The following is a 19,691-nucleotide window of genomic DNA, read 5'->3' as shown; positions in this document are numbered from 1 at the left end:
AGTTCCTGATCATGTACTGCGTAGGGGACCAACTGCTCATGCACCGTTGCTACCCCGCTGGGTTCAGACAGTGAATCCCTCACACCATTTGTGCAACAAAGCCGACCACCAGCCTAAATGCCAGATATTTTGACCTATTAGGTCGCTTAAACGAGCGCCGTAAGTTCATAAAATCACGACAGTTCCAAGCAGGCAAAGAAACTTTTGCTGTTGAAATGTTCAAATACGCTTCTTTTGAAAGACCAGTGACATTACGCCAAGTCCTGCCGAGACGAGAATAAGCAACAATGACACTGCGTTTAAGACAGGCGTGGAACCTTGCTTGAGCTTGTCGAACATTGCGATGGTCAATGGTGAGTCCGATCCGACAAGCATCAGAGTTGTATTGAAGTTCTCAAAACTCATAAGCACTGCAACCACAGCTGAAGCAAGAATAGCAGGGAGCAGGAAAGGCAGAGTGATCTGACGAATTGCCCCAAACTTGCTCGCCCCAAGATTTAGGGCAGCCTCTTCCAGTGCTGGGTCAAACTTTTGCAAACGTGCGGAAATGACCAGCGTCGCAAACGTGGTAACGAATGAAAACTGGCCAAGAATGACGAGTAAGAGACCGGGGCGGAGTTGGTCGAACCATAACCCTGTGGCATCCTCAAGAGTGTTAGCGATGTTGCTCGAAAAGACCAGAATTGAGATGCCCAAGATAACTCCCGGTATGATCAGGGGCAAAAGCATCACGATGTAGAGAAATCCTTTTCCCCTAAAATTGTGTCTGACAAAAAGAAACGCGTTGCAGGTACCGACAGCGACAGCGAGACCTGCGACCCATACTGCAACGAATGCGGATGTTCCTATCGCGCGCAAGATGGATCGTTCATGGAAGACGCCGATAAACGGCGCTTCTGTTCCAAAGAACCATGCAGTGGTAAAGCCTTCCCATGGCAGCGAGGGGAAGACGCTATTGTTAAAAGCAAATACGCAGACAACCGTTAGTGGTAGCGCAAGATAGGTGAAAAATAACGCAACATAAGCACGGTAGCACCATTTTGCAAAGCTGCGTTGAGGAACTGTAGGTATCATGTGCGCCCCATCGTAGCTGACAACGATTGGCCTGAAATGCGCAACCCGAGATAAACGACCAGAGATGACAAGATCAGTAAAAGAAAACCAAATGCAGATCCAAGCTCCCAATTAAACCGAGTTATGAACTGGCTATAGATCATACCAGTAAACCAGAGACTGTCTTTTCCTCCCAACAAAACGGGGGTCAAATAGTTCCCAAGGCTCAGCATGAAGACCACGATGCAGCCAGACACAATACCGGGCATTGCGTGCGGAATGACGATTTGACGCATAATCGACCCGGTGCTACCGCCTAAGTCATAACCAGCTTCAATGAGGCTATCGTCGAGGCTATCAAGCGTGGTCACGAGAGGTACCACCATGAAGAGAATGGATGTGTAGACCAGCCCAACCATTATGGCCGCATCGTTGTACAACAACTCTACGGGTCCGCTGACAATCCCTAACGCCTGCAAGCCATTCGAAATGACGCCCGTTTCGCGTAAAAGGATCATCCATCCGAATGTGCGCACCAGTTCAGAGACCCAAAAAGGGATCATGCACATCAAGAATAACGTTGCTTTGGTCCGTCCTTTGGTGAGCTTTGCAATGTAGTAGGCAATTGGAAAACCAAGAAGAAGGGTGAGGGCCGTCGCCACGATTGACATGATCGCTGTCCGGGCAAAGGTGTGCCAGAACAATGGTTCCTCAAAGAACTTGGCGTAGTTGCCTAATCCCATTGTATACTCACGAGGGCCGATTTTTTCAGTGATCGAGACAATGAATAACCCCAAGTGCGGCAGTATTATTAACACCACCAGCCACAAAAGGATCGGCGCCAGCAAAAGGTAAAAGCTCAGTCTGGATGTATCTCTGCTCATCTCTGGGTCTCCAGGGGGTACAAACGCGCCATATTGGGTTGCCATCTGGTGTAAACCGTCTGGCCTTTCGTGAGCTCGGACAAAGCCCCTGTTTGTAAAAGCGCAACAGTGACCACCATATTCGTCGAGGCGTCTTGGATGGTCGCAACTGAGTTGGCACCGTTAAAGAGTACTGATGTGACGACACCGGTGCTGACGTTCGCGCCATCGTTTTTTGCCGGCGCCTCCTGGAGTAATTCAATCGCCTCGGGTCGTAAGAAAACTTCTACTCGAGAGCCGGTCGTAACATCCGAAGATGCAGTTTCGATGTAAATTTCGTGCCCCTGCTCCGTTGCCAGTTTGACGGCTTGGCCATTTATTGTTGCGACTGTTGCTGTGAATTTATTCGCCTCACCAACAAAACCTGCCACAAATGGCGTGACAGGGTTGTGGTAGATTTCTTTTGGGGCGCCGACCTGCTCAAAACGCCCTTTGTTCATGACGGCTATATTGTCACTCATGACCAATGCTTCCGATTGATCATGGGTGATGTACACGAAAGTGGTATTAAACTCTGCCTGAAGGGATTTGAGCTCAACCTTCATGTGCTCTCTGAGTTTGAGGTCCAAGGCACCAAGCGGCTCATCCAACAACAAAACGTCAGGTTCCAAAACCATACAGCGGGCGATTGCGACACGTTGCTTTTGCCCGCCTGACAGTTGATCGATACGACGCTCAGATACGCCAGGAAGGCCCACACGTTCCAGAACTTCACCCACACGCCGGCTGATTTCACGTTTTGCTACGCCTCGTTGTCGTAATCCGAACCCGACGTTGTCAGCAATATTCATTGTTGGAAACAGCGCGAGGTGCTGGAAAACCATCGATACGGGTCGACGGTTGGGGGGCACGCCATTCATTGACTTGCCTTTGATCAACAACTCGCCCGATGAGGGATGCTGGAAGCCAGCGATCATCCGCAAAAGCGTGGTTTTCCCACAACCAGACGGGCCAAGGATTGAAAAGAATGATCCCTGAGGGACCTCAAAACTGACCTCATCCACGGCGTAGAAATCATCAAAATGTTTGGTAATTGCATTGCAAACCAAATCAGGCTGGGAACGGGTCAAGGGCTTTTCTTTCTGGTAGAAGAGAAGGGGGCACAAATGCGCCCCCTTTTGGTCGATACGTTGAGCGGCTTATTTCGCTGCGTTGATCCGGTCGAGTGTCGCGCCTTCGAGGGCCTCTAGGCCAGCAGGTACGGGAGGATACCATTTGATATTGTCAATCGCGGCTTGATCGTAAGACCCTTGGAAACGGGCTTTTAGCTCACCGCTGACAGCAGTTTCACCGTTTACTGCGGCCGTAAAATTGCCTGCTTGGTTGGTAATCATCGAGGCGATTTCGGGACGCATGACGAAATTGATCCAGTCGTAGGCTGCGTCATCGGCACGTCCACGGGCTGGCAGTACAAAGGTATCAATCCAGCCCAACGCACCGGCTTTAGGGGCAACAAACGTGATGTCAGGGTTATCAGCGTTGAGCTGCCAGCCGCCTGTGTCCCATGCCATCGAAGCGACAACTTCACCGGAGCGAAGCAGGTTTTTGATTTCATCACCACCAGACCAGTAGGTTTTGACGTTCGCTTTACACTCGGTCAGCTTATCCTCAACTTGGTTGAGAATACCCTGATAGGCATCCGCATCGCCGTAGGCGGCGAACGGGTCAAGCCCCATAGAATAGGCAAAGCCGATCAATGTAGGGCGCTTTAGGCGATACGAGACTTTGCCTGCATAAGCATCTGAACACAGGTCCGTATAGTCCTGCACGCCGTCGGCCATTGCGGTGTTCACAACCAGACCGCTTGTACCCCAGACATGTGGAAGGCCGTAAACTTCACCCTCAAAAGTGGTGTTGTCTGCTGTCGCGCTCAGCATGGATGGGATGAACTGCGACGTGTCGATCTTGGACATGTCCATGGGCTTATAGATGCCGAAACCTTCCTGCGCGCTGGTGATCCGGTCCTGGCTTGGCTGTGCAAGGTCGAAGCCGCCGCCATTTGTTGCGCGCAGCTTGGCAATCATTTCTTCGTTATTCGACGTTGTGACTTCGACAGTGTGGCCTGTTTCAGCTTCAAATTTTGCGATGACATCGTCAGGCGCATACCCGCCCCATGTCAGCAGCCGCAGTGTATCAGCGTTCGCGAACGACGCGCTTAGCGCCGTTGCCGTGAGAAGTGATGCGATAAATGTTGTCTTCATAGGGGTTCTCCGTGTCGTGATTTGTCCCCTGTTGGCGCATGTAGGGCAGGGGTTTTTAATCTTAATATTGGCGCGCCGTTGCTACGTTTGACTGTGTATTGTTTCGGTCATGTGAATTTTCGGAACAGTTTTGTCTGGTCGAACATATCTTCCAGTGATTCCATTCTATCTTTGGTATCGCCCCAGGTCAGACTCTGAACCGTCGCGATCATCGTTTCCAAAAGTAACAAGGGCGTGGCAGCCGAATCCCAAGCAGATGGGGCTATGATCCTGCTACTAAAGCTTACTTCTGCAAACTGGTGCACCGGTGACCGCCATTGATCCGTAAACAGGATCACGCGCGCCCCCTTGGCGTGCGCGAGCTCGGCTAGCTTTAGGGTATTATTCTCATACCGGCGCATGTCGAAAACGATAAAAACGTCGTCTTTCTTCACATCTAACAGGTAATGCGGCCACGCATTTGAGGTCGATTGAATGTGCGTAATCCTACTGCGGATGACCTGCATATGCAGGAACAAATACTCCGCAAGAGTGTGTGTGATCCGTCCGCCAACGATATAAAGATGGTGATCTGTGTCGGCCACAATCTCACAAGCGCGATCAAATTCGCTGGGGTCAATTTGCCCCAATGTGTGGCGAATGTTGTCAATTACAGCTTCTGTGAACCGGTTCAAAAGATGTTCTGATGGCGCGGCGTCGGTCCAGGTTTCGTGCTTGGCAATTGGGTTTTTAGCCTTGGCCTTCAGTTCCTCACGGAGTTCTGCCTGGAATTCAGGATACCCGCTAAACCCAAGTTTTTGCACCATTCGTGCAACTGTAGGCACGGACACTTCTGCATCTTTTGCCAAGGCGCTCAATGGTCCCAGCCCTGAGGCTGGGTAGTTTTCAAGAATAGAATGAGCAAGCTGCCGCTCAGCGCGCGTCAGATCATCCAGTTGCTTTTGGATGCGATCAGAAATTGTGAGCGTTGCCGGGCTCATGGTGTCTGCCTTGCTTTTGATCAAAAAAATATCACCCGCCGAATGTGTGATATTTATTTCACAATATCTTGTTGACAGTTTGTCGGTTTGGCAAGAACTTTAATTCAACAGGAGGGCGCCATGGGGCCGAATGACCGAAACCATACGCAAGACCACGTCATAATCCACAATGTGGAAGGTGGCTCTAACATCGTGCTCGTTTGTGAACATGCCTCTGCGCACATCCCCGAGCAATATGACGGGCTGGGACTCTCACCAAGCGATCGAAACAGTCACGCTGTCTGGGATCCGGGTGCTATGGCGCTGGCAGAAGAACTCTCACATCGGTTACAAGCTCCCCTCGTTGCCAGTGGCGTGTCGCGTTTGGTTTATGATTGCAACCGTCCGCCAAGCTCACCAAGTGCAATGCCTGCACGGAGCGAAGTCATCAATGTTCCGGGAAATACAGCCTTAAGTCAGGCAGAACGTGACGCGCGTGCTGCGACTTTCTACGCACCGTTTTGTGGCGCACTTCGCGAGGCAGTGGAGCGTGTCGATGCGCCAATCCTTGTGACAGTTCATAGCTACACGCCAGTGTTTCATGGCCAAACACGCGCGGTGGAGATTGGGATTTTGCACGACAGCGATACCCGGCTGGCTGACGCCATGCTGGACCTTGCCCACCTACACACATCCGTCAATGTGCAGCGCAACGCGCCCTATGGCCCTGAGGACGGTGTAACACATACGCTTAAGGAGCATGGCGTCGCGCATGGCCATCTCAACGTGATGCTTGAAGTTCGAAATGATCTTCTTGAAACGGCCGTGCAACAAAGCGAAATGGCGCAAATGATTTCGGGCTGGCTATTGGCCGCGATTGCACACCTCGGCGTTCAGGGAGACTTGAATTGTCAGGCTTGATGCGCGGCTATATCCGTTTCGTGGACGCGGTGAATTACCGTGTCGGCAGAGTGGTCATGTACGGAATTTTCGTACTGATGGGTATTTTGCTATGGTCATCAATCAGTAAGACTTTCTTTCTCCCGTCACTCTGGACGCTTGAAATGGCCCAGTTTGTGATGGTCGCATACTACATTCTTGGCGGGCCGTATTCGATCCAAATGGGATCGAATGTCCGGATGGATCTTTTGTACGGTGAATGGTCAACACGCAAGAAAGCCCAGTTTGATGTGCTGACGGTCTTGTTTCTAATCTTCTATCTTTGTGTGCTTTTGTACGGCGCAGTCAGCTCAACCGCTTACTCGCTTGGATACTGGGGCAGTGAGCCGTTCTCTTTCTTGGGCGGTGTTGTCATCGGAGCTGAGGAAGTCGGGCGGATGGAACGATCATCCTCTGCGTGGCGGCCATATCTGTGGCCCGTAAAATCCGTGATGATCTTGGGAATGTTCTTGATGCTTCTGCAATGCATCTCTGAATTAATGAAAGACGTTCTGCGCCTACGCGGAGAGGAATTCGCTTAATGTCGTATGAGCTGATCGCTGTACTGATGTTTTCATCAATGATGTTGATGCTCATCACGGGCCAACGTGTTTTTGGTGCGATTGGCTTTATTGCCGTCGTCGCAGCGCTACTGCTGTGGGGCGACCGGGGTGGGTTCGATCTGGGCTTCTCTGCGGCAATGAAGTTGATGAAATGGTATCCACTTCTGACACTGCCTATGTTCATTTTCATGGGCTACATTCTGTCCGAAAGCAAAATCTCTGATGACCTTTATCGCATGTTCCATGTGTGGATGGGGGGCCTTCGTGGAGGGCTTGCGATCGGTACTATCGGGCTGATGGTGCTGATTTCCGCAATGAATGGTTTGAGCGTCGCGGGCATGGCTATTGGCTCTACAATTGCACTGCCCGAGTTGCTGAAACGCGGATACGACAAACGCATGGTCACCGGTGTGGTACAGGCGGGGTCAAGCCTCGGCATTCTTGTGCCGCCCTCTGTTGTCCTTGTTCTATACGCGATGATTGCCCGGCAACCGGTTGGCCAGCTCTGGCTGGCCGGCGTTATCCCGGGCCTGATGATGGCCAGCCTGTTTGTGATCTATATCGTCGTACGGTGTCGGATTAACCCAGTGTTAGGCCCGGTCCTGCCTGCTGAAGAACGCAACCTTCCACGGGCCGAAAAACTTCGGCTTTTGCGCGCGGGTTTGCTTCCCGTTATCATTTTCGCCGTAATGATGGTCCCCTTCGTCAAGGGCTGGACCTCTCTGGTGGAAAGCTCGGCAATTGGCGCAATCGCAGCCTTTGTCGCCGCTGTCCTGAAAGGGCGCATGACCAAAGAGGTGTTTGAGAATTCGGTCCGCAACACCCTCGGCATCACGTGCATGTTTATGTGGATTATTCTGGCGGCGCTTGCTTTTGGTGCAGTGTTTGATGGGCTGGGTGCGGTCAAGGCGATCGAAGGTCTGTTCACCGAAAAGCTGAACTTGAACCCATGGACGATCCTCATTCTGATGCAGCTAAGCTTTCTGCTCATGGGCACCTTCCTCGACGATACTGCTATGTTGGTGATCGTTGCCCCCCTCTACGTGCCGCTTGTGGGTGCGTTGGGGTTCGACCTGATTTGGTATGGAATTCTGTACACGATCACGACCCAGATTGCCTACATGACGCCGCCCTTCGGGTATAACCTCTTTCTGATGCGGGCGATGGCACCACCAGAGATCACGCTGCGCGACATCTATGCCTCCATCCTACCCTTCGTTGGGATTATGGTGCTGGCCCTTGTTCTTGTCATGGCCTTTCCAAACATTGCGCTTTGGCTCCCGGATTACGTTTACAACAAACCATAAAAGAGCCTCGCAGAAAGTGGCCTAAACACCAACCAAGGAGAGAAAAATTGACATCTAGACGTAAGTTTATTCAAGGCGCAGCTCTTGCTGGACCGGCTGCACTGGCCACGCCCGCACTTGCCCAAAACACAATCCGATGGCGCATGCAGACCTACGCGGGCGCCTCACTCGCGGCCGAAGTCATCGTGCCGGCAATTGAAATGTTCAACAAAATTGCGGGCGACCGCATGCAGATTGAACTGTTTTTTGCAGATCAACTGGTTCCGACAGGCGAGCTGTTTCAGGCCATGCAACGGGGAACAATTGATGCTGTCCAGTCCGATGATGATAGCATGGCGTCCCCGACCGAAGTGACCGTTTTTGGCGGCTACTTCCCGTTTGGTTCGCGGTATTCGTTGGATGTACCGGTCCTGTTTAACCAATACGGACTGAACGAAATCTGGGACGAGGAATATTCCAAAGTTGGCGTGAAGCACATTTCTGCTGGCGCATGGGATCCTTGTCATTTCGCAACCAAAGATCCGATCCGTTCGTTGGAAGATCTGAAGGGCAAGCGGGTCTTTACGTTCCCAACCGCTGGGCGTTTCCTGACACAATTTGGCGTGGTTCCAGTCAACCTTCCATGGGAAGACATCGAAGTCGCGATGCAAACCGGTGAACTTGATGGGATCGCATGGTCCGGCATCACCGAGGATTATACCGTCGGTTGGGCCGACGTGACAAACTACTTCCTCACCAACAACATCTCGGGCGCCTGGGCCGGATCGTTTTTTGCTAACATGGAGCGCTGGAACGAACTGCCCGAAGATCTGCAAACCTTGTTCCGGGTCTGCTGTGACCAATCACACTACTATCGCCAGTGGTGGTATTGGGGCGGTGAGGCCAACTTGCGCGTAAACGGCAGCAAATTAGAACTCACCACAATTCCTGATGAAGAGTGGGCAACCGTTGAAGCCGCCGCTCAAGTATTCTGGGAAGAGATCGCCGCCGAAAGCGAAACCAAGCGTCGCGTGGTCGATATCTTCAAGAAATACAACGAAGACATGGTCAAAGCGGGCCGCCCCTACCGCTACGGATAAACTCCGAGGTAAGGCGGAGCTCACCCTCCGCCTTATATCACTTACTGACACCCACTGACGGACACTCAACGTCAAACAGGCGGATAATCTATGCCCGGCACTCTTACCTTCGAAGCCCTCAAAGCCGCCGTTCAGGACGGATCAATCGATACCGTTTTGGTCTGTTTCGTAGACATGCAAGGTCGCTTGATGGGCAAGCGCTTCCACGGCGTAAATTTCGTCGAAACATCCTACCGTGAAACCCATTGCTGCAATTATCTTTTGGCGACTGACTTGGAGATGGCGACCCCAGATGGGTATGCGTCCACGTCATGGGAAACGGGGTACGGGGACTATGTTATGCGCCCGGATCTCACAACAATTCGTCCCGTACCATGGTTAGACGGTACCGCGATGGTGCTGTGCGATGTGCTGGACCATCACACGCACCAGCCCGTCCCACACAGTCCACGCGCCATGCTAAAAAAACAAATTGCTCGGCTTGAAGCTTTGGGTTTCGACGCGATGATGGCGACCGAGTTGGAGTTTTTCTTGTTCGAAAAGAGCCTCGATGAAATCCGCAAAAGCGGCTTTAGCGCTCTAGAGCCGATCAGTGGCTACAACGAAGACTACCATATTTTTCAGACCACCAAAGAAGAAGCGGTTATGCGACCGATCCGCAACCACCTGTTTGAGGCTGGCCTACCGATTGAAAACACAAAAGGTGAGGCAGAAGCCGGGCAGGCTGAACTAAATATTCGCTATGCTCCAGCGTTGGATTGTGCTGACCACCATTCGATCGCCAAACACGCGATCAAAGAAATTGCATGGCAAAACGGTAGAGCTGCATCGTTTTTACCAAAATGGCATCATACCCGCGTTGGCTCTTCCAGCCATGTGCACCAATCGCTTTGGAAGCAGGGTGAACCCTCTTTCTTCGACCCAGATCGTCAGTATGGCATGTCAAAAGTGATGGAGCATTACATGGCTGGCCTCATCGCATACGCAGGCGACTACACGTACTTCTTGGCCCCTTACATAAATAGCTACAAACGCTTTGCCAAAGGGACCTTTGCGCCGACCAAGGCGGTGTGGTCAGTCGACAATCGTACCGCGGGTTTTCGTCTATGCGGAGAAGGGACAAAAGGTGTGCGGGTCGAATGTCGAATAGGCGGCTCGGACATGAACCCATACTTGGCGCAGACAGCTATGCTGGCGGCGGGGATCAAGGGCCTAGAAGAGAAGATGACGTTGGCTGCTGCCACGACGGGCGATGTCTATGAGGACGCAAAAGCCTCAGATATCCCGCAAACACTCCGAGCCGCGACGCAATCCTTGCGCACCTCGGACTTCCTGCGTGAGGCGCTCGGCGATGATGTGGTGGACCACTACACCCGCGCGGCGGAATGGGAACAAGAAGAATTTGACCGCGTTGTGACCGATTGGGAAATCGCACGCGGCTTTGAAAGGGCTTAAAGAGTATGGCAATTCAATGCATTTCCCCGATTGATGGTTCTGTATACGCACGCCGCGAAACACTGGATCGCATGCAAGCCGATGCGGCAGTCGCGCGGGCTCAGGCCGCTCAGAAGGAATGGGCCAATCGCACGCTCCAAGATCGGATTGCCCTTGTGCAAGCTGGCGTCGCAGCCGTGGGTGCTATGAGCAATGAAGTCGTTCCAGAGCTTGCGCACCAGATGGGTCGGCCAGTTCGGTATGGCGGTGAGTTTGGCGGATTTGAAGAACGTGCAAGCCACATGGCCAACATCGCAGCTGAGGCTCTTGCTCCGATCGAGGTCGAAGACAGTGGCGCATTCAAGCGGGTCATCAAGCGCGTGCCGCATGGGCTCGTACTGGTCGTGGCCCCATGGAATTATCCCTACATGACCGCGATCAACACAATTGCACCGGCACTGATTGCGGGCAACGCCGTCATGCTCAAGCATGCCTCACAAACACCATTGGTCGGAGAGCGTTTGGCGCAAGCGTTTCATAGCGTGGGCATCCCTGAGGACGTTTTTCAGAATGTCTTCCTCGACCATCTTACGACTTCTGATCTCATTGCTGCGCGGTCCTTTGGCTTTGTGAACTTTACCGGATCAGTTGGCGGTGGCCGCGCCATGGAAGCTGCCGCAAGCGGGACATTCACCGGCCTTGGGTTAGAACTCGGCGGCAAAGACCCTGGGTATGTGATGGACGACGCAGACGTTGATGCCGCTGCCGAAACCTTGATCGACGGGGCCATGTTCAATTCAGGACAGTGCTGTTGTGGGATCGAACGCATCTATGTTCACGAAAGCCTGTTTGACAGTTTCGTACAAAAGGCCGTCGAGATTGTACGAGGATACACCCTTGGCAACCCGCTTGAGCCAGACACAACGATTGGTCCCATGGCACATGTTAGATTTGCCCAAGTCGTACGAGATCAGATTTCAGAAGCTGTCGCTAAGGGGGCGATCGCTCATATCCAGACGTTCCCGCAAGATGATGGTGGCGCCTATCTGACGCCACAGATCCTGACAAACGTCACTCACGATATGCGTGTCATGCGGGAAGAAAGCTTTGGCCCCGTTGTTGGGATTATGTCCGTAAAAGACGACGCGGAAGCTATCCGTCTGATGAATGACAGCGACTATGGCCTGACGGCGTCTCTCTGGACCAAAGACGTCGCAAGAGCCGAAAGCATCGCAGATCAGATCGAAACAGGAACCGTGTTCATGAACCGGGCGGACTACCTTGATCCAGGCTTGTGCTGGACAGGGTGCAAAGACACTGGACGGGGAGGGGGATTGTCGGTCATTGGCTACCACAACCTAACGCGCCCAAAATCATACCATCTCAAGAAAGCATAAGCCCATGAGCATCACTGCAAATTGGTCCTATCCCACGGCAATCCGCTTTGGTGCAGGCCGCATTTCGGAAATCGCGGATGCCTGCGCATCGGCGGGAATTACAAAACCACTTCTGATCACGGACCGTGGTCTTGCGGGTATGGACATCACAACAAAAACGCTCGACCTGATTGAAGAAGCGGGTCTGGGGCGTGCGATGTTCTCGGACGTTGATCCAAACCCGAATGAGAAAAACGCAGAGGCCGGCGTGCGCGCCTTCAAGGAAGGTGGCCACGATGGTGTCATCGCGTTCGGCGGTGGTTCTGGCCTTGATCTCGGCAAATTGGTTGCGTTTTTGGCCGGACAAACACGCCCTTTATGGGACTTTGAGGATATTGGGGATTGGTGGACACGCGCGGACGCGGATGCGATTGCGCCTATCGTTGCTGTGCCGACTACTGCCGGTACGGGATCAGAAGTTGGCCGGGCGTCAGTCATTACCAACTCTGAAACAGAAGAGAAAAAGATTATCTTCCACCCCAAGTTCCTGCCGACGGTCGTCATTTGCGACCCTGAACTAACGGTTGGAATGCCTCAGTTCATTACAGCAGGCACAGGGCTTGATGCCTTTGCCCATTGCGTTGAGGCATACTGCTCACCGCATTACCATCCGATGTCTCAGGGAATGGCTTTAGAAGGTATGCGGTTGGTCAAAGAGTACTTGCCGCGCGCATATGCCGACGGCACCGACATTGAGGCGCGCGCACATATGATGTCAGCGGCAGCGATGGGGGCCACTGCCTTTCAGAAAGGTCTTGGCGCTATTCATGCATTGTCGCATCCGATTGGTGCGATTTACCACACGCATCATGGCACGACGAATGCTGTCTGTATGCCGGCGGTACTGCAATTCAACAAGCCCGAGATCCGTGGGAAACTGGCACGCGCGGCCAACTACCTTAGCATCCAACGCGGGTATGAGGGTTTTTGCGCGTATGTTGATGAACTCAACGCTTCGCTAGGTATCCCCAAAACGCTCACGGAGATGGGTATTGAAAATATCGATGTGGACCGTGTCGTGGCGGGTGCATTGCGGGACCCAAGCACTGGGGGCAACCCGGTTAAAATGACCGAAGCTAATACAAAATCCCTCCTTTTGGCGTGTCTCTAAAGGGAAGCGGTCGCTCTGATCAAAGGGCGCCAAGTCAGTTGGCGCCCTTTGTCTTTAGACAACTGCTCGTCGCCATGTTTAATGGTATAGATCTGGTTGTCTTCTCATACCAAAATTGTCTCTACGAGGACTAGGATCACTTAGTTTAGGCTGGCGGATGTGAACGCACGTGACCCGCAGGCACTAAACATATTGCCTCTGGCTACAGCATACGCAAACGCTGCTGACCAAGCTGACTGACAACGCTATCTCCGGCCGCCGTAACCCCATTTAAATGGCTAAACTCTGTTGAGCTTCGCGGAGTGTTTCCTGTGAAACGGGCAGCACGGCTGTTCACGCTGCAAATCACCTTTTGCGGCAAGAAAAATACAAGAGAGTTTCCGCCCGCGTCGCAGGCCAACATCAAAGATGTTCAATGGAACTGTCGTTAGCAGCAGGCAAGGTTCGGTACATAGTTTGTAACAAACATCAGATCCGACATGAAAGCGCAATAAAATTAAAGCCTTACAGCATTTAACTGGCGGAGACACAGGGATTCGAACCCTGGGTAGGCTTGCACCCACACCGGTTTTCGAAACCGGCCCGTTCGACCACTCCGGCATATCTCCGCAGACCAGCGGTCACTCTGGTGGCGAGCGGTCTAGGGGCAAACTGGCGGGGGTGCAAGCAGGTTTTGCCACCATTATGCGTAAAGGTTAAGGTGCGTCCCTTGGCAGGCTCTGTCTTGCCCCCATCTGAATACTGCGACCAACGCCAAAAGGAGATCTCGATGCTGCGTGCTGCCCTCATTCTTGCTGCTGGCTTTGTGCTTGCGCCCCTCAGCATTCCCAGCGTTTCGGGGGCCGTGTTTGCACAGACCCAAGCCACCGCCGGATTGCCTGCGGTCAAGCACAGTCAGTTAATGGAGGCTTTACGGTTGCGCGACATCATAGAGGTCGTCGCTGCCGAAGGGATCGCCGCAGGCCCCGAGATTGAGGACGACATGTTTCCAGGCCGCGGAGGTTTTGGCTGGAAGGTTGAACTAGAGCGCATCTATGACATCCCACGCGTGATGGGCATTATGTCCGAAGACATTAGGGCCAATCTGTCGGAGGCCGATGCGGATGTGCTGATCTCATTTCTTAGTAGTCCGCTGGGGAAGCGCATCGTAGAGGGCGAGGTTGCAGCACGCGCCGCGATGCTGGACGAAGACGTTGATCAGGCGGCGTCCGATCTTGCGCAGAAAATGCGCCGTGAGGGGGGCAGGCGGGTCGAACAGATTGCCGAGTTCATCTCAGCTTATGACCTTGTGACGTCCAATGTTGTGGGCGGTCTTAACTCCAACTACGCCTTTTATCAGGGGCTGGCCGCGGGCGGGGCGCTGCCACAATCCATGACGGAGGATCAGATCGTAAATGAGGTGTGGTCTCAACAGGACACCATTACAACTGAGACCGAGGATTGGCTTTACGCCTATTTGCTGGCGTCTTACGCCGGTCTAACCGATGATGAAATGCAAACCTACATCGCATTTGCACGCACCGATGCAGCACAAGCGTTCAACGGGGTGCTGTTTGACAGCTTCGGCACAGTGTTCACATCGATCAGTCGCGCGCTTGGCCGCGCCGTCGCGGACCGGATGTTGGCGCAGGATATATAGGGATATCGCCGTGCTGCGCCTCAGTTGGCGGTTGACACGGCACCCCCCATAAACGATACCCCGGCCACGCCGTGCGGGATTCCCTCGCGCGGTGTTTGTTATTTTGTCCCGATCACGGGACACGCTGTCCGAGGCAGATGAAACGCCGGTGCATGCCGGGGCCACAGGATGCGACAGATATAAAGGAAGCAGCCAATGTTCGCTGTTTTGAAAACTGGCGGCAAACAGTACCGCGTCCAATCGGGCGACGTTCTGCGTGTCGAAAAACTGGCCGCTGAAGCCGGTGAGAAAATCCAATTCAACGATGTGCTGATGCTCGGTGGTGATACTGTCACTGTTGGCGCACCTTTGGTGGACGGTGCTGCGGTTCAGGCCGACGTAATCGACCAGATCAAAGGCGAAAAGCTGATCCACTTCGTAAAGCGTCGTCGTAAGCACTCCTCCAAGCGCACCAAGGGCCACCGTCAGAAACTGACGCTGATCCGCGTGACGGACATCCTTGCTGCCGGTGCTGATGCCTCCGGCGTCAAAGCCGCTGTTGGTGCCGGTTCGGTTGCTGGTGTGGCTGTTGCTGCAACGGCTCCTGCTGCTGCCAAAAAAGCCGCTCCGAAAAAGGCTGCAAAAGCTGAGGCCGCTCCTGCTGCCGCCGCTGGTGCAGACGATCTCAAGAAGCTGTCCGGTGTCGGCCCAGCCCTTGAGAAAAAGCTGCTTGCAGCCGGCGTAACGACCTTCGCACAGATCGCAGCTTGGTCGCCCGAAGACGTCGCCGCAATCGATGAGCAATTGTCGTTCAAAGGCCGTATCGAGCGTGAAGGCTGGATCGAACAAGCCAAAGAACTGGCTAAAGGTTAAGGAGAGAAAGCATGGCACATAAAAAAGCAGGCGGTTCCTCCCGCAACGGTCGCGACTCCGCTGGACGTCGCCTTGGTGTTAAACTCTACGGTGGCCAAGCGGCTATCCCCGGGAACATCATCGTGCGTCAGCGCGGCACCAAGTGGTGGCCGGGTCAGGGCGTCGGCATGGGCAAAGATCACACGATCTTCGCAACTGTCGAAGGCGCTGTAACCTTCCACACAGGTCTCAAAGGCCGCACGTTTATTTCGGTTCTGCCAGTGGCGGAGGCCGCTGAGTAAGCCGACCCGAAATAATGCAAGACATTTAGGGGATCGGTGCAAACCGGTCCCCTTTTCCTTTCAGGAGGTCAGAATGACCCCCGAGCCAATTTTTACATCTCGACTTTGCTTGCGTCCGTACACGGGCGCAGATCGTGTTGCGCTGAGCAACGGGTTGAATGACCTTCGCGTCTCACAATGGCTAGCACGCGTGCCATACCCCTTCACCCAAGCCGATCTGTCCGTGATGCAATCTGAGGTTCCGTCGAATTGGCCTGATATGATGATCATCGCCCAAGACACCACGGTTATCGGGTCTTTGACGACCCAGCCACATTTCGGTTTCTGGATTGCCCGACCACATTGGGGCAAAGGCTACGCGCGCGAGGCTGCAAGTGCTGCCTTAGAATTTGCCCTTGAGCGGACCGATACCGTGCACAGCGGCTATTTCGCGGGCAATTCGGCCAGTGCGCGTATTCTGCACGGCCTCGGCTTTACCATCACATCCCGCGGACGCACGCATTGCCGCGCTTTGGGCCGCGAATTGCCGGACGTTACACTCAAGCGCACCGCACAGGGCAGGGTGGCCGCATGAGCGTCGCGGCAGCATCTTTTTTGGTCTTTGCGGCCAGCCAGGTTGGCACGCCCGGGCCGGCGAACATGGCGCTTATGGCGACTGGCGCGCGCTACGGCCTGCGGGCAGCTTTACCGTTTGTTGCGGGCGTGGCCCTCGGCAAACAGCTGATCATTTGGCCCATAGGCTTTGGCCTGATGCAGCTGGCAACCAGCTACCCGGCTGTTTTCACAGCACTCAAGTATCTATCCGCCGCCTATATCCTGTGGCTCGCGTGGAAGGTCGCAAACCTGCGCCTGAACACCGCAAATGCGCAGGATCGCGCCCCTGGTTTTCTAGCGGGGCTTATTGTGCACCCGCTCAACCCCAAAGCTTGGGCCATGATCACGGCCGGCTTTACCAATTTCGTGGCTCCCGGCACTGCGCCCCTAGAAGCCACAGCCATTATCGCTTTATGTCTTTTGACGTGTCAGATCGTGTTGCACCCGATCTGGACCTCGGCGGGGGCGTTGATTGCCGCCCGTGTCGCGGGCACCGACGCAGAGCGGACTTTGATGCGTATTTTAGCAACGTTGACCGTTGCAAGCGTACTTTTCGTGTTGTTCGGAGGAGGAACCCCATGACACACACTCTATTGCAGCAAACAACCATTCCCACAGAGCGGTTCACCCTGCGCCCCCTTCGGACGTCCGACCAAGGCCTGATTGATGTCTATGGCGGCGACGCACGTGTGGCAAAGATGACCGCTGACATTCCACATCCGCTGCCCCCCGGCGCCACAGAGGCGTTGATCAAACGCGTAACTCAGCCCGACAGCGAAGAAATCGTCTGGGCCATGGACGCGTCCGGCACCGGACTGTCCGAGCTTGTTGGCCTGATTTCGCTCAAGCAAATGGATCGCAACCAATCCGAAATTAGTTATTGGGTGGCGCCTGTCGCATGGAACACCGGCCTCGCCTCCGAGGCCGTCTTGGCCATGGTGCAGAACAATCCGCTCAACAATGACACGCTTTTCGCGAGCGTTTTCCAAGATAACCCTGCCTCGGGGCGGGTGCTCACCCACGCGGGTTTTGCCTACATCGGTCCAGCCGAGGCGTTTTCGGTCGCACGTAACGCAACCGTCGCCACATGGACCTATCATCGGAACATGCGCAGTGCTTGAGCTTTGTCCCGCCCTGAGGTATCGGCATCGCACCCTCATAGGACGCAATTCATGAAGTTTCTCGATCTCGCCAAAGTCTACATTCGCTCCGGTGCAGGAGGCGGCGGTTGCGTCTCGTTTCGGCGTGAAAAATACGTCCAGTACGGCGGTCCCGATGGGGGCGATGGCGGCCGGGGTGGTGACGTTGTGGTTGAGGCTGTCGAAGGCCTGAACACGCTGATCGACTTCCGCTATCAGCAACACTTTTTCGCGAAAAACGGCCAGCCCGGCATGGGGCGTCAACGCTCCGGCAAGGATGGCGATCCGATTGTGCTGCGCGTGCCTGTGGGCACAGAAATCCTTGATGAGGACGAAGAAACCATCATCGCCGATCTGACCGAAGTGGGGCAAAAGGTTATTCTCGCGCAGGGGGGCAACGGTGGCTTTGGCAACCTGCACTTCAAATCCGCAACGAACCAGGCGCCGCGTCGATCGAACCCCGGTCAAGAGGCCGTTGAGCGCACCATCTGGCTGCGGCTGAAGCTGATTGCAGATGTCGGTCTTTTGGGGCTGCCCAATGCGGGCAAATCCACCTTTTTGGCGGCCACGTCCAACGCGCACCCCAAAGTGGCGGATTATCCGTTTACCACACTGGTGCCCAACCTTGGGGTTGTGGGCGTGGATGAGGTCGAATTCGTTGTGGCCGATATTCCCGGCCTGATCGAAGGTGCCCATGAGGGGCGCGGCATCGGGGATCGCTTCCTTGGCCACGTGGAACGCTGTGCCGTTCTGCTGCATCTTGTGGATGGGACCAGCGCGGATGTCGCGGGCGATTACAAGACGATCATCACTGAGCTGGAAATGTACGGCGGCGGACTGGCCGAAAAGGCGCGGGTGACAGTGCTCAACAAAATCGACGCCCTGACCGATGAGGAACGCGCTGAGAAATGCGCCGCATTGGCCGAAGCCGTTGGCGCGCCCATCATGGAAATGTCGGGTGTCGCAAAACAGGGGACAATTGACGTGCTGCGCGTGTTGCGCGACCAGATCGACGCCGACCGCCTGCGCCAAAAGCCCGCGCAGGAGGAAAAGCCGTGGTCACCAAGCTAACGCCGCAACTGACCCAAGCCCGCCGATTTGTCGTGAAAATCGGCTCGGCCTTGTTGGTTGATACGCAGACAGGCACCGTCAAAACCGATTGGCTGACGGGCTTGGCCTTGGATGTGTCCGAGGCCCGCGCCCGGAACCAAGAAGTCGTGATTGTCTCATCGGGGTCCATTGCGTTGGGTCGCCGGGTCTTGGGCCTGCCAGAGGGTGAGTTGTCGCTTGAGCAATCGCAGGCTGCTGCCGCCGTCGGACAAATCCAGTTGGCCCGTGCCTATGAACAAGTGCTCGCCCCCCACGGGATCACTACGGCGCAGGTTCTTTTGACACTCGAAGACAGTGCAAATCGTCGCCGCTACCTGAATTCGCGTGCAACGTTTGCGACGTTGCTGGGCCTAGGCGTCGTGCCGATTGTGAATGAAAACGACACCATCGCCACGGACGAAATTCGCTTTGGCGACAATGACAGGCTTGCCGCGCAAGTGGCCGTTATGTCCGGTGCGGATCAACTGGTTCTGCTGTCGGATGTAGATGGTTTGTATACCGCCAACCCGATGATTGATACCGCCGCCGTCCATCTACCACTGATCCAAGCCATCACGCCCGATATTGCCGCGATGGCGGGTGAGGGGGTTTCTGGCGTATCGAAGGGCGGGATGGTGACCAAACTGATGGCCGCACGCACCGCCACGGACGCAGGCTGTGCAATGGCGATCACGCTCGGCGCATCAGACAGGCCGCTACAGGCCCTGACGTCTGGTGCGCGGGCAACGTGGTTCACTGCGGCCCAAGATCCGCAAACCGCTCGCAAACGCTGGATCGGCGCAATGAAACCGCGCGGTACCCTGGCCGTGGATACAGGTGCCGCACAGGCGTTGGCACGGGGCAAATCCCTTCTGCCCGCAGGGGTGAAATGGGTCGGGGGCAAGTTTGGCCGGGGCGAACCCGTCACAATCGAAGGCCCCGATGGGATGGCCATCGCCAAGGGCCTGACCCGCTACACCAGCGAAGAAGCGCGGCTGATCTGCGGCGCTCAAAGCGGTGACATCGCGGAATTGCTGGGCTACCCTGCACGCTCGGCACTCATTCACCGCGACGACATGGTGACAGCCTAAG

The 19,691-nt window shown here is 54.6% G+C and carries 20 protein-coding genes and 1 tRNA gene; 15 read left to right on the top strand and 6 right to left on the bottom strand.

All coding sequences use genetic code 11. The features are described 5' to 3' along the window. Window positions 1–219: 219 nt before the first annotated feature. The 5 genes from AC4GMC_RS05435 to AC4GMC_RS05415 all read right to left on the bottom strand — a co-directional run bounded on the left by AC4GMC_RS05435 (window position 220) and on the right by AC4GMC_RS05415 (window position 5,157). A complete protein-coding gene (locus AC4GMC_RS05435; RefSeq protein ID WP_487876442.1) occupies window positions 220–1,074 on the bottom strand; it encodes an ABC transporter permease in 855 nt (284 codons plus the stop codon). Then, window positions 1,071–1,937 carry an ABC transporter permease gene (locus AC4GMC_RS05430; RefSeq protein WP_487876443.1) on the bottom strand — a complete coding sequence of 289 codons (867 nt, stop codon included), beginning with the start codon at window positions 1,935–1,937 and terminating at the stop codon, window positions 1,071–1,073. The genes AC4GMC_RS05435 and AC4GMC_RS05430 overlap by 4 nt, the downstream gene beginning before the upstream one ends. Next, window positions 1,934–3,046 (bottom strand): ABC transporter ATP-binding protein, encoded by a 1,113-nt coding sequence (locus AC4GMC_RS05425; RefSeq protein ID WP_487876444.1) that lies wholly within the window; start codon window positions 3,044–3,046, stop codon window positions 1,934–1,936. Before AC4GMC_RS05425 ends, AC4GMC_RS05430 begins: the two co-directional genes overlap by 4 nt. Window positions 3,047–3,115: 69 nt before the next feature. After that, window positions 3,116–4,177, bottom strand: coding sequence for an extracellular solute-binding protein (locus AC4GMC_RS05420; RefSeq protein ID WP_487876445.1), 1,062 nt, complete (start codon window positions 4,175–4,177; stop codon window positions 3,116–3,118). 107 nt (window positions 4,178–4,284) lie between these two features. Then, window positions 4,285–5,157, bottom strand: coding sequence for a MurR/RpiR family transcriptional regulator (locus AC4GMC_RS05415; RefSeq protein WP_487876446.1), 873 nt, complete (start codon window positions 5,155–5,157; stop codon window positions 4,285–4,287). 120 nt (window positions 5,158–5,277) lie between these two features. Here AC4GMC_RS05415 and AC4GMC_RS05410 point away from each other — a divergent pair, with 120 nt between their 5' ends. The 7 genes from AC4GMC_RS05410 to AC4GMC_RS05380 all read left to right on the top strand — a co-directional run bounded on the left by AC4GMC_RS05410 (window position 5,278) and on the right by AC4GMC_RS05380 (window position 13,005). Beyond that, on the top strand, window positions 5,278–6,057 hold the full coding sequence (locus AC4GMC_RS05410) for an N-formylglutamate amidohydrolase (protein ID WP_487876447.1): 780 nt from the start codon (window positions 5,278–5,280) through the stop codon (window positions 6,055–6,057). Continuing rightward, window positions 6,057–6,617 (top strand): TRAP transporter small permease subunit, encoded by a 561-nt coding sequence (locus tag AC4GMC_RS05405; protein ID WP_487876461.1) that lies wholly within the window; start codon window positions 6,057–6,059, stop codon window positions 6,615–6,617. Before AC4GMC_RS05410 ends, AC4GMC_RS05405 begins: the two co-directional genes overlap by 1 nt. Further along, entirely contained in the window at window positions 6,617–7,945 is a 1,329-nt protein-coding gene (locus tag AC4GMC_RS05400) for a TRAP transporter large permease (protein WP_487876448.1), read from the top strand. Before AC4GMC_RS05405 ends, AC4GMC_RS05400 begins: the two co-directional genes overlap by 1 nt. Before the next feature lie 47 nt (window positions 7,946–7,992). After that, window positions 7,993–9,024, top strand: a complete 1,032-nt coding sequence (locus AC4GMC_RS05395; protein ID WP_038008780.1) for a TRAP transporter substrate-binding protein — start codon at window positions 7,993–7,995, stop codon at window positions 9,022–9,024. A 90-nt stretch (window positions 9,025–9,114) separates the two neighbouring features. Next, window positions 9,115–10,479: a glutamine synthetase family protein gene (locus AC4GMC_RS05390; protein ID WP_487876449.1), complete on the top strand. Its 1,365-nt coding sequence runs from the start codon at window positions 9,115–9,117 to the stop codon at window positions 10,477–10,479. 5 nt (window positions 10,480–10,484) lie between these two features. Next, window positions 10,485–11,855 (top strand): aldehyde dehydrogenase family protein, encoded by a 1,371-nt coding sequence (locus tag AC4GMC_RS05385; protein ID WP_487876450.1) that lies wholly within the window; start codon window positions 10,485–10,487, stop codon window positions 11,853–11,855. Between the two features lie 4 nt (window positions 11,856–11,859). Continuing rightward, entirely contained in the window at window positions 11,860–13,005 is a 1,146-nt protein-coding gene (locus AC4GMC_RS05380; RefSeq protein WP_487876451.1) for an iron-containing alcohol dehydrogenase, read from the top strand. A 518-nt stretch (window positions 13,006–13,523) separates the two neighbouring features. On the opposite strand, the gene AC4GMC_RS05375 is transcribed toward AC4GMC_RS05380, so the two are convergent. After that, window positions 13,524–13,613, bottom strand: a tRNA-Ser gene (locus AC4GMC_RS05375). Between the two features lie 161 nt (window positions 13,614–13,774). On the opposite strand from AC4GMC_RS05375, the gene AC4GMC_RS05370 reads away from it, so the two are divergent. The 8 genes from AC4GMC_RS05370 (at window position 13,775) to proB (ending at window position 19,690) form a co-directional block, all read left to right on the top strand. Further along, window positions 13,775–14,644, top strand: a complete 870-nt coding sequence (locus AC4GMC_RS05370; RefSeq protein WP_487876452.1) for a DUF2059 domain-containing protein — start codon at window positions 13,775–13,777, stop codon at window positions 14,642–14,644. Window positions 14,645–14,839: 195 nt separating this feature from the next. Next, the gene (locus AC4GMC_RS05365; protein ID WP_038002965.1) at window positions 14,840–15,496 is read left to right on the top strand and encodes a 50S ribosomal protein L21; all 657 of its coding nucleotides are present in this window, start codon (window positions 14,840–14,842) and stop codon (window positions 15,494–15,496) included. An 11-nt stretch (window positions 15,497–15,507) separates the two neighbouring features. Beyond that, complete coding sequence (gene rpmA / locus AC4GMC_RS05360; protein ID WP_038002963.1) at window positions 15,508–15,777, top strand: 50S ribosomal protein L27; 270 nt, start codon at window positions 15,508–15,510, stop codon at window positions 15,775–15,777. 73 nt (window positions 15,778–15,850) lie between these two features. Next, a complete protein-coding gene (locus AC4GMC_RS05355) occupies window positions 15,851–16,351 on the top strand; it encodes a GNAT family N-acetyltransferase (protein ID WP_487876453.1) in 501 nt (166 codons plus the stop codon). Continuing rightward, complete coding sequence (locus tag AC4GMC_RS05350) at window positions 16,348–16,953, top strand: LysE family translocator (RefSeq protein ID WP_487876454.1); 606 nt, start codon at window positions 16,348–16,350, stop codon at window positions 16,951–16,953. The genes AC4GMC_RS05355 and AC4GMC_RS05350 overlap by 4 nt, the downstream gene beginning before the upstream one ends. After that, the gene (locus AC4GMC_RS05345) at window positions 16,950–17,492 is read left to right on the top strand and encodes a GNAT family N-acetyltransferase (protein WP_487876455.1); all 543 of its coding nucleotides are present in this window, start codon (window positions 16,950–16,952) and stop codon (window positions 17,490–17,492) included. The genes AC4GMC_RS05350 and AC4GMC_RS05345 overlap by 4 nt, the downstream gene beginning before the upstream one ends. A gap of 51 nt (window positions 17,493–17,543) precedes the next feature. Further along, on the top strand, window positions 17,544–18,581 hold the full coding sequence (gene obgE, locus AC4GMC_RS05340; protein ID WP_487876456.1) for a GTPase ObgE: 1,038 nt from the start codon (window positions 17,544–17,546) through the stop codon (window positions 18,579–18,581). After that, window positions 18,566–19,690, top strand: coding sequence for a glutamate 5-kinase (gene proB / locus AC4GMC_RS05335; protein ID WP_487876457.1), 1,125 nt, complete (start codon window positions 18,566–18,568; stop codon window positions 19,688–19,690). The genes obgE and proB overlap by 16 nt, the downstream gene beginning before the upstream one ends. Window position 19,691: the final 1 nt, after the last annotated feature.

The sequence above is a fragment of the Thalassobacter sp. genome, from assembly GCF_982993085.1.
The sequence above is the reverse complement of the archived record's forward strand: the minus strand, read 5'-3'. Positions and strand labels throughout refer to the sequence as shown.